This is a genomic window from Corynebacterium sp. c8Ua_99, from assembly GCF_039907185.1.
In the GTDB taxonomy this organism is placed as follows: Bacteria; Actinomycetota; Actinomycetes; order Mycobacteriales; family Mycobacteriaceae; genus Corynebacterium; species Corynebacterium jeikeium_D.
In genome coordinates this window covers 137,434-145,414 of the sequence record NZ_JASBOG010000006.1, presented here as the reverse complement: position 1 = coordinate 145,414, position 7,981 = coordinate 137,434, and the positions used below count along the sequence as shown (strand labels likewise).

The following is a 7,981-nucleotide window of genomic DNA, read 5'->3' as shown; positions in this document are numbered from 1 at the left end:
GTCTGGGGTTATGGTGGCATGCGGACACACTTTTCTTTACTTAACCCGGGTTTGGGGTAGGGGCTCGAGTGAGGGGCTCTGGATTAAGCGGGGGCAGGGGCTCGAGTTAGAGGCTCGAGTTAGAGGTCAGCCACTCATCGATGAGCTATTCACTTATGGTTCCGCTGGGGCTCATCGATAAGTGAATAGATTATCCATAAGTGCGCGCCAAATGTCTGCAAACGTGACAAGAAATACCGCTGCCTACCTGCTGATTTGTGCTTAGTGGTGATTTCGGGTTAATCTTTGCAAGGCTTCACGGAGAGCACAGAGCGAAACGAAGCGGTCAACAATTGGCCACAGAGTTACGTGCTGGGTTCAACGGATGCTGATGCCCCCTTAGCTCAGTCGGCAGAGCGTTTCCATGGTAAGGAAAAGGTCGACAGTTCGATTCTGTCAGGGGGCTCTGTTCTTTTATACGGACTTATGTCCGGTAGAGAATAGGGGCGATGTAGCTCAGATGGTGAGAGCGCACGACTCATAATCGTGAGGTCGGGGGTTCGATCCCCCCCATCGCTACTACGGACAGTGATGTTCGTCGAACCCCGCCTTGATTATGCAGCAATGCAGTAAGGTGGGACATTGTCAGCTAAGGACTGAAAAGTTCTTTCGCTGGTGGTGAAGGGGCGTGGCTCAATTGGTAGAGCAGCGGTCTCCAAAACCGCAGGTTGCAGGTTCGAGTCCTGTCGCCCCTGCAAGTACCCGTCATCCAGGGCGTATGAAAATGCGTCTGGGTGGCGGGTTTTTCGTTTATGTTCGGTGGCGGTGGGGCAATGCGAGTTACTGACTGCGTTTATGACAAAAACAGCCCGAAAAATGGCTTGAAAGTGTCATAACCCCATACAGTTTCACATTTGCAGCCCCAAGTTCGCATCCCCGAGCGAGCAGCCCGTGGCTCTTTGGGGTTGTCAGAATCGAATCTCGAAGCCTGCGGTTCCCACGAAGGGCATTTCTTCGATAGTGTGGATTATCGGCTAGAATTTACGCACTGAACCAGACTTGCTCTGCACAGTGGGGGCTTGGCTCCGGAGAACATCCCTGGGGTTTGCCCTTGAAGAATTCACGTTTGAGTTTCACTGTGCAGTATCTTTAGGTCTCATATGCACGAAGTAGCGAAGGAGCATCGTGTCTGAGGAAAACCAGACTTTCCAGGCGGCGGCTCGCCCGTCCGGTAAGCGCCAGGCGACGGGCGCGCAGACCACCGTGGCGAAGAAGCCTGCGCGTGAGAAGGAGACCAACGAGCTTTCGACTCGTAACCCTTTGGTTTTCATCAAGCAGGTTGTTGACGAGCTGCGCAAGGTGATTTGGCCGACCGGCCGCCAGATGGTCACCTACAGCATCATCGTGATTCTGTTCCTGATTGCCATGATCGTTCTCGTGTGGGGTGTGGACACGCTGGCCGGTCTGGGTGTCCGATCGGTGTTGGGCAAGTAATCGGTTATACTGTTTCGCAGTGATGCTTTTCATCCCGCCTCCGAGTTCCGGACGGCGGGATTATTCGTTAGCGCAGCTGGTGTCTGGCTGTGCGAAGTGATTGCGGATGGCATATTGGCTCTTAAGACTCTTTAGGCGAAGATGCCAATGTCGCGAACCGTTGATGTAGATACAAGAGGGGTTAGCACGACATGAATGATGGTCAGAATATTTTCTCCGACGCCCAGTCCGCGGATGCTGCCGCAACTGAGCAGGATGCGCAGGGCGCACCGGCTCAGGTAGAAGCTCCGGCCGAGGGTGCAGCCGACGCAGCCGCAGCCGACGCAGCCGCAGCTGACACTGCTGCAGCAGAAGCAGCGCCGGCAGAGGAGACTGCCGCTGACGCTGAGGCACAGGCAGCTGCTGACGCAGATGCCGAGTACCGTAAGCGCCTGCGCGAGTTCCAGCGTGAGCTCAAGCGTCGTCCGGGCGACTGGTACATCATCCAGTGCTACTCCGGCTACGAGAACAAGGTGAAGACCAACCTGGAAATGCGCGCCCAGACCATGGGTGTCGATGAGCAGATCCACGAGGTCATCGTTCCGGTTGAGGAAGTCGAAGAGCGCAAGGACGACGGCAAGAAGAAGATCGTTAAGCGCAAGCTGCTGCCGGGCTACGTTCTGGTTCGTATGAGCCTGGATGACCCGTCCTGGTCCGTCGTCCGCGACACCCCGGGTGTTACTTCCTTCGTCGGTAGCGAGGGCCAGCCGTCCAAGGTCAAGATTCGCGAGGTCGCTAAGTTCCTCATGCCGAAGGAGACCATCACCGCGGACGCCGCTGAAGAAGCTGCAAATGCCGACGGTGAGCTGGCTGTCGCAGCGGCGCCGCAGGCGGAGAAGAAGGCCGTCGCCATCGACTATGAGGTCGGCGAGTCCGTCACCATCCTGTCCGGTCCGTTCGCATCTGTGGCTGCGACCATCTCCGAGATCGACCCGGACACCGGCCGCATGAAGGCTCTGGTTTCCATCTTCGGCCGTGAGACCCCGGTCGAGCTGGGCATCGATGAGGTCGAGAAGCTGAACTAGGCCCGACCTCAAGCCAGGCGCAGAGCCAAGCGGAGAGCACCGCCAAGCCAAGCGCCGAGCAAGGCACCAGCTAGCTCGCTCGCGCAACCAATCCGGTAACGGATTTTGATGCACGCCATACGCTGCGGTAACGTAGCCAGGCGTGCATTTTTGTGCCTTGAGCACAGATGCGCCAAGTAATTCGTATCCCCGGTGGCTGGCACTAACTCGATGACCAGCGCCAGCGGCCATGATGGTCGAGGGCGCAAGGGTCGTCGTAAAGCGTCGGCATCCGGACGGGGTGAGTCGCCTTTTCATCGGGGCGGCGTGCCCCGGTAACTAGGAAGTAGGTTAATCCGATGGCTCCGAAGAAGAAGCTTTCTGCGATTATTAAGCTGCAGATTCAGGCTGGTCAGGCTAACCCGGCTCCGCCGGTTGGTCCGGCACTGGGTGCTCATGGTGTCAACATCATGGAGTTCTGCAAGGCTTACAACGCAGCAACTGAGAACCAGCGTGGCAACGTTGTCCCGGTTGAAATCTCTGTCTACGAAGACCGCTCCTTCACCTTCGTTCTGAAGACCCCGCCGGCAGCTAAGCTGCTGCTGAAGGCCGCTGGCATCCAGAAGGGCTCTGGCGTTCCGCACACCAACAAGGTCGGTTCCGTGACCTGGGAGCAGTGCAAGGAAATCGCCGAGCTGAAGAAGCCGGACCTGAACGCTAACGACATCGAGATGGGTGCACGCATCATCGCCGGTACCGCTCGTTCTATGGGCATCACCGTCGAGGGCGCTAAGTAAACCGTCAGCGTTTAGCTGCACCTTCATCAAGTGGTAGGGCCAGCTTCGGCCCGCTACACACCACAATCCAACCATTTCACTTAATTGAGATTGGACTTTTCATGAGCAAGAACTCTAAGGCATACCGCGCCGCCGCCGAGAAGATCGACGCCGGCCGCATCTACTCTCCGCTCGAGGCCGCTAACCTGGCCAAGGAGACTTCCTCCAAGAACTACGACGCCACCATCGACGTCGCCATCCGCCTGGGCGTTGACCCGCGCAAGGCTGACCAGCTGGTTCGCGGCACTGTCTCCCTGCCGAACGGCACCGGTAAGACCGTCCGCGTTGTCGTTTTCGCTGCTGGCGAGAACGCCACCAAGGCTGAAGAGGCCGGCGCTGACTTCGTTGGCTCCGAGGAGCTGATCGAGAAGATTCAGGGCGGCTGGACCGACTTCGACGCTGCTATCGCTACCCCGGACCAGATGGCCAAGGTTGGTCGCGTGGCTCGCATCCTCGGCCCGCGTGGTCTGATGCCGAACCCGAAGACCGGCACCGTTACCCCGGATGTCGCTAAGGCTGTCACCGAGATCAAGGGCGGTAAGATTTCCTTCCGCGTTGACAAGGCTGCAAACCTGCAGGCTGTTATCGGTAAGGCTTCCTTCGACGCTGAGAAGCTGGCCGAGAACTACGGTGCGCTTATCGACGAGCTGATGCGCCTCAAGCCGTCCGCTGCTAAGGGTAAGTACCTGAAGAAGATCACCGTCTCCGCCACCAACGGCCCGGGCATCCCGGTTGACACCAGCGTGATCAAGGACTACACCGCCTAAATCAGCATCAGCCGATAGGTGAGTGTGCTCTTCATGAGTCACTCGAGAGCGACTCTGAGCAAAGCTCTTTAAAACCGCCGCCGCGCGCACTTTCCAGAGTGTGTGAGGTGGCGGTTTTGCATTGGCATAAGGGGTATCGATAGCGCGGTGGGGGCTTGGGCGCGGTAGACGTCGTAAAGCGAATTGCTAATCCAAACAACTAATCCAGGCGAAATGGACTCACAGCCAAAGTTTGTTGCTTAAAATCGCGACTATGACGTTAATTTTGGAACCCGAAGAAGGGCTGGAGGCGCTCGGCGAGATTAATCGCCTGGCGCAGCTCGACGACGGTTCCGGAATTATTGAACCGCAGCTCATCTCGTATCTCGACTCGTTGGGCGACGACGCCTATGACATGCCCTGCCTGCGCATCGCGGGACAGACTCTGCTGGGCGAGGTACTGACGGGGCTAGGGGAGGACGAGCGCGTAGCTGAGGTCCTTCGCCGCAATATCCAGGACTCTGTGGTGCTTCCGGGGATGAGTGAGGAGGAAGCTCTACAAGCTCGGGCGGCGCAGGTCGTGGTCGTGCGGCTGTTGCGCATCATCGCGCGGATGGAGGCCGTCGAGCTGCGTAATGTCGTGGCGCAGCAGTGCCTGGCATCGCAGATCCCGCCGGTTGTGCGCGTGGCACTGACACTCACCGTGGATATTCTCGACGCCGCCAGATTGGACGCACATCCCGACGACATGGTGCGCGTGGTGCTCGACTACGCCGACCAAGTGCTCTGGCTTGCCGACGACGACCTGAATGCGTACTTTGCCGAGCTCGAGATGATTGTCCAGCAACGTGAGAAGGACCTGGAGTTCGGCCGCTTCGGAGAGCCAGGTGCGGCGCGGTTTGGATAGGCGATTTGGTTAATTGCCAGGGTCTGGTATAAAGTTTCGTCACGAAGTTTGACCGGCTTCCAATCGGTACCAACATCGAGTTGGGAAGATGGAGGTTGGTACTCAAGTTTCACCGAAGACCGTCGGTCATTCGCTTTGAAAGAAGCGGATTGAAGGTTTCATTGTAGGAATACAGTGAGCGGCCCACGCAGGAGGACTTGGAAGCGCTTGCGCAGTTTGACTTCACCTGTTGACCTTAGGGTCGGCGGAGTTGAAGTGGAACATGCCAAAAGAATTGTGCGCCCCATCCTTGTGCGAGGATTGGGGCGTTTGTTGTATTTGCGCAAAAGAATCCTTCACTTGGCCGAGCGGAAAATTGCAAAGACCAGGAAGGAGGCGAGAGTACACATGGCAGCAAATGCTGAGAAGATTGCAGCTGTTGCAGCGCTGAAGCAGGACGTTGAAGAGTCCAACGCTATCGTGCTGACTGAGTACCGCGGCCTGTCCGTTGCGGAAATCACGGAACTGCGTCGCGCCCTCGGTGCTGATGTTAAGTACTCCGTCGCCAAGAACACCATGATCAAGATCGCTGCCGACGAGGCAGGGATTGAGGGTCTTGATGAGCACCTGAACGGCCCGACTGCAGTCGCCTTCATCAAGGGCGAGGCTGTGGATGCGGCTAAGGCGATTAAGAAGTTCGCCGGTGACAACAAGAACCTCGTGATCAAGGGCGGCTACATGGACGGTGCTGCAATGGATGCAGCACAGTTCGAGGCTCTTGCGGATATGGATAACCGTGAGACCACGCTGGCAAAGCTGGCTGGTGCCTTCAACGGCGTTCTGGCGAACGTCGCTGGCCTGCTCGACGCTCCGACCTCCTCGGTTGCCCGCCTTGCTGCGGCACTCGAGGAAAAGAAGTAATCCCGAGCGGCTCGCGATCTACGCGAACTAAATCACGCGAAAAACTTTTCAATATCACTTTGACGGCTTCGACCCCAGGGATCTCTGAGGGGAGCGGCCGCACCACACTCATAGGAGAATATCCATGGCTAAGTACACCACTGAGGAACTGCTCGAGGCTTTCAAGGAAATGACCCTCGTTGAGCTCACCGAGTTCAAGAAGGCTTTCGAGGAAGAGTTCGACGTCACCGCTGCTGCTCCGGTTGCAGTTGCTGCTGCAGGCGCTGCTGGCGGCGAGGCTGCTGCTGAGGAGAAGGACGAGTTCGACGTCGTCCTCGAGGACGCTGGCGCTAAGAAGATCGGCGTTATTAAGGCTGTCCGCGAGATCGTCTCCGGCCTGGGCCTGAAGGAGGCTAAGGAGATGGTTGAGTCCGCTCCGAAGGCTATCCTGGAGGGTGCTTCCAAGGACGACGCTGAGGCTGCTAAGGCTAAGCTGGAAGAGGCTGGCGCAAAGGTTGCCCTCAAGTAATTCAATTACTTGCCTCGGCCCCGGTAGCGGCCTAAAGCTACCAATTCTGACCGCCAATTCTGGGCTTCGTGCCCGGGGTTGGCGGTTCTTTTTTTCTGGGGCCTTTGCTAACCCACCTGACCCGGGCAAAACCTCACTAATCTCACCCGTCACAGGGAGTTGAGGCAAAAACCAGCCCACTCATTGTCTTGATTACCCTTATTGGCCTGTAAAGTATCTAACATGCTCTCACGGCCGAGAATTTTGTCTATCCTTCTGTTGGGTCTAGGCACCGCACTGCTTGCTGCTGGCATTTTGCTGCCCAAAGTGCTCAATGTTGATCCCAAAATGCCACTTGACCTGCCGCCGGTGTCGTACACCCTGCGGGCGGAAGACGGCGTATCCACCAGGATTAACGAAGAGGGCAAGCGGGAAGAAGTGCACTCGCCGCTGCAGCGACAGCTTCACGGCGTGCTCATCGAACCCGCGGATGCGGACAAGGTTTCGCTCCGTGTCGGTGTGACTGAAATGCGTGAGCTTCCCCCTGAGGTTATCGGCACCGACCCGCTGACGGAGCTTATCGAGGCCAATATCTGGACAGTGACCATCGACCGACTCACCGGCGAGGCGCTGGCTCCTGCGACGCTTGTCGACCGCATGGCGGGCGTTCCACGGTCAGTGGCTTTCGAGGGGAACTGGGTGAAGCTCCCGGCCGACACGGAGGAAAAGGAATACCTGATCTTTGATGATCTCCTCCACGATTCCTTGCCGGCAAAGTTTGTCGGGGAAGAGGAGCGCGGTGGTAACCGTGTCCTGCATTTCCGTCAGGACATTGAGAAGACGAATCTCGCCCAGAAGTACCGTTCTTACGTCTCTCAGCTAACCCAGGATGACAAGTCCGGATTCCTCCAGTACCAGGGCACCCGTGATTTGTGGGTTGAGCCCAAGTCTGGCTCGGTCATCGATATGGCCGAGGACATCCACCTTTGGTGGGAGACCCGCGACGGCGAGCCGATCATGGACTACCTGCGCTTCAACGGCAAGATGGACGAAGGCCTTTCCAATCAGCTTCTCTTTGGCGCAATACAGAATTTCCAGCGCCCAGCTCTAGAGCCGTGGTCAATCGGCCTCATTGCGTCCGGTTCAATTCTGGTGTTTATCGCAATCGTGGGCATCGTGCGTCCTTCGACCCGTCGTAAAGCAGAGTAACGCTTTACGACGGCCATAGCGCCCAGGCCTCATCGTTATATCGGTAACGGGTGAATGCGACACGCCCGATTTGTCAAGTTGTACTAGACAACTGCCAGTTTTTGATATAGGCTAAATCGTTGCGCTGGAATTAGTGTATCTGTCGCCAGCTCTTTTATAGTTTGCGCTCGGAGCGCGGGGCTATTATGTAGCACCGTTTTTCGTGCATCTAGCTGTTAAAGGAGTTGCTGCGGCGCCGCCGTTAGGGCTCGGGGCTCGCCTTTAAAGGCTGGTCTTGGAGGCCAAGTGGCGGGGGAATCACTTTCGCGTGTGACCAAAGGTTAGACGCAAAGTATCCCGGTGCGCAACAGAAATAATTCCTGCAACTTGAATCGCGTATA

General features: G+C 57.2%; 8 protein-coding genes and 3 tRNA genes. All 11 read left to right on the top strand.

The features are described 5' to 3' along the window. The first annotated feature begins 372 nt into the window (after window positions 1-372). The 11 genes from QKE19_RS05435 (at window position 373) to QKE19_RS05385 (ending at window position 7,601) form a co-directional block, all read left to right on the top strand. Window positions 373-445, top strand: a tRNA-Thr gene (locus QKE19_RS05435). A gap of 39 nt (window positions 446-484) precedes the next feature. Further along, window positions 485-558 (top strand) — tRNA-Met (locus QKE19_RS05430). A 103-nt stretch (window positions 559-661) separates the two neighbouring features. Further along, window positions 662-734 (top strand) — tRNA-Trp (locus QKE19_RS05425). A 430-nt stretch (window positions 735-1,164) separates the two neighbouring features. Beyond that, window positions 1,165-1,473, top strand: coding sequence for a preprotein translocase subunit SecE (secE, locus tag QKE19_RS05420; protein ID WP_049170051.1), 309 nt, complete (start codon window positions 1,165-1,167; stop codon window positions 1,471-1,473). Between the two features lie 191 nt (window positions 1,474-1,664). Then, entirely contained in the window at window positions 1,665-2,537 is an 873-nt protein-coding gene (nusG, locus tag QKE19_RS05415) for a transcription termination/antitermination protein NusG (protein ID WP_070438075.1), read from the top strand. 338 nt (window positions 2,538-2,875) lie between these two features. Beyond that, window positions 2,876-3,313 carry a 50S ribosomal protein L11 gene (gene rplK, locus QKE19_RS05410; RefSeq protein ID WP_016422043.1) on the top strand — a complete coding sequence of 146 codons (438 nt, stop codon included), beginning with the start codon at window positions 2,876-2,878 and terminating at the stop codon, window positions 3,311-3,313. Window positions 3,314-3,414: 101 nt separating this feature from the next. Beyond that, window positions 3,415-4,119: a 50S ribosomal protein L1 gene (rplA, locus tag QKE19_RS05405; protein ID WP_016422044.1), complete on the top strand. Its 705-nt coding sequence runs from the start codon at window positions 3,415-3,417 to the stop codon at window positions 4,117-4,119. Between the two features lie 253 nt (window positions 4,120-4,372). Next, complete coding sequence (locus QKE19_RS05400) at window positions 4,373-5,005, top strand: hypothetical protein (RefSeq protein WP_069359387.1); 633 nt, start codon at window positions 4,373-4,375, stop codon at window positions 5,003-5,005. Window positions 5,006-5,392: 387 nt separating this feature from the next. Next, a complete protein-coding gene (gene rplJ, locus QKE19_RS05395; protein WP_016422046.1) occupies window positions 5,393-5,905 on the top strand; it encodes a 50S ribosomal protein L10 in 513 nt (170 codons plus the stop codon). A 124-nt stretch (window positions 5,906-6,029) separates the two neighbouring features. After that, window positions 6,030-6,413 (top strand): 50S ribosomal protein L7/L12, encoded by a 384-nt coding sequence (rplL, locus tag QKE19_RS05390; protein WP_016422047.1) that lies wholly within the window; start codon window positions 6,030-6,032, stop codon window positions 6,411-6,413. Window positions 6,414-6,635: 222 nt separating this feature from the next. After that, entirely contained in the window at window positions 6,636-7,601 is a 966-nt protein-coding gene (locus QKE19_RS05385; protein ID WP_049170045.1) for a DUF3068 domain-containing protein, read from the top strand. Window positions 7,602-7,981 lie beyond the last annotated feature (380 nt).

Bases quoted from the DNA above. Each gene is read 5' to 3' on its own strand.
- nusG (WP_070438075.1), top strand. From the start codon at position 1,665: ATGAATGATGGTCAGAATATTTTCTCCGACGCCCAGTCCGCGGATGCT.
- rplK (WP_016422043.1), top strand. From the start codon at position 2,876: ATGGCTCCGAAGAAGAAGCTTTCTGCGATTATTAAGCTGCAGATTCAG.
- rplA (WP_016422044.1), top strand. From the start codon at position 3,415: ATGAGCAAGAACTCTAAGGCATACCGCGCCGCCGCCGAGAAGATCGAC.
- QKE19_RS05400 (WP_069359387.1), top strand. From the start codon at position 4,373: ATGACGTTAATTTTGGAACCCGAAGAAGGGCTGGAGGCGCTCGGCGAG.
- rplJ (WP_016422046.1), top strand. From the start codon at position 5,393: ATGGCAGCAAATGCTGAGAAGATTGCAGCTGTTGCAGCGCTGAAGCAG.
- rplL (WP_016422047.1), top strand. From the start codon at position 6,030: ATGGCTAAGTACACCACTGAGGAACTGCTCGAGGCTTTCAAGGAAATG.
- QKE19_RS05385 (WP_049170045.1), top strand. From the start codon at position 6,636: ATGCTCTCACGGCCGAGAATTTTGTCTATCCTTCTGTTGGGTCTAGGC.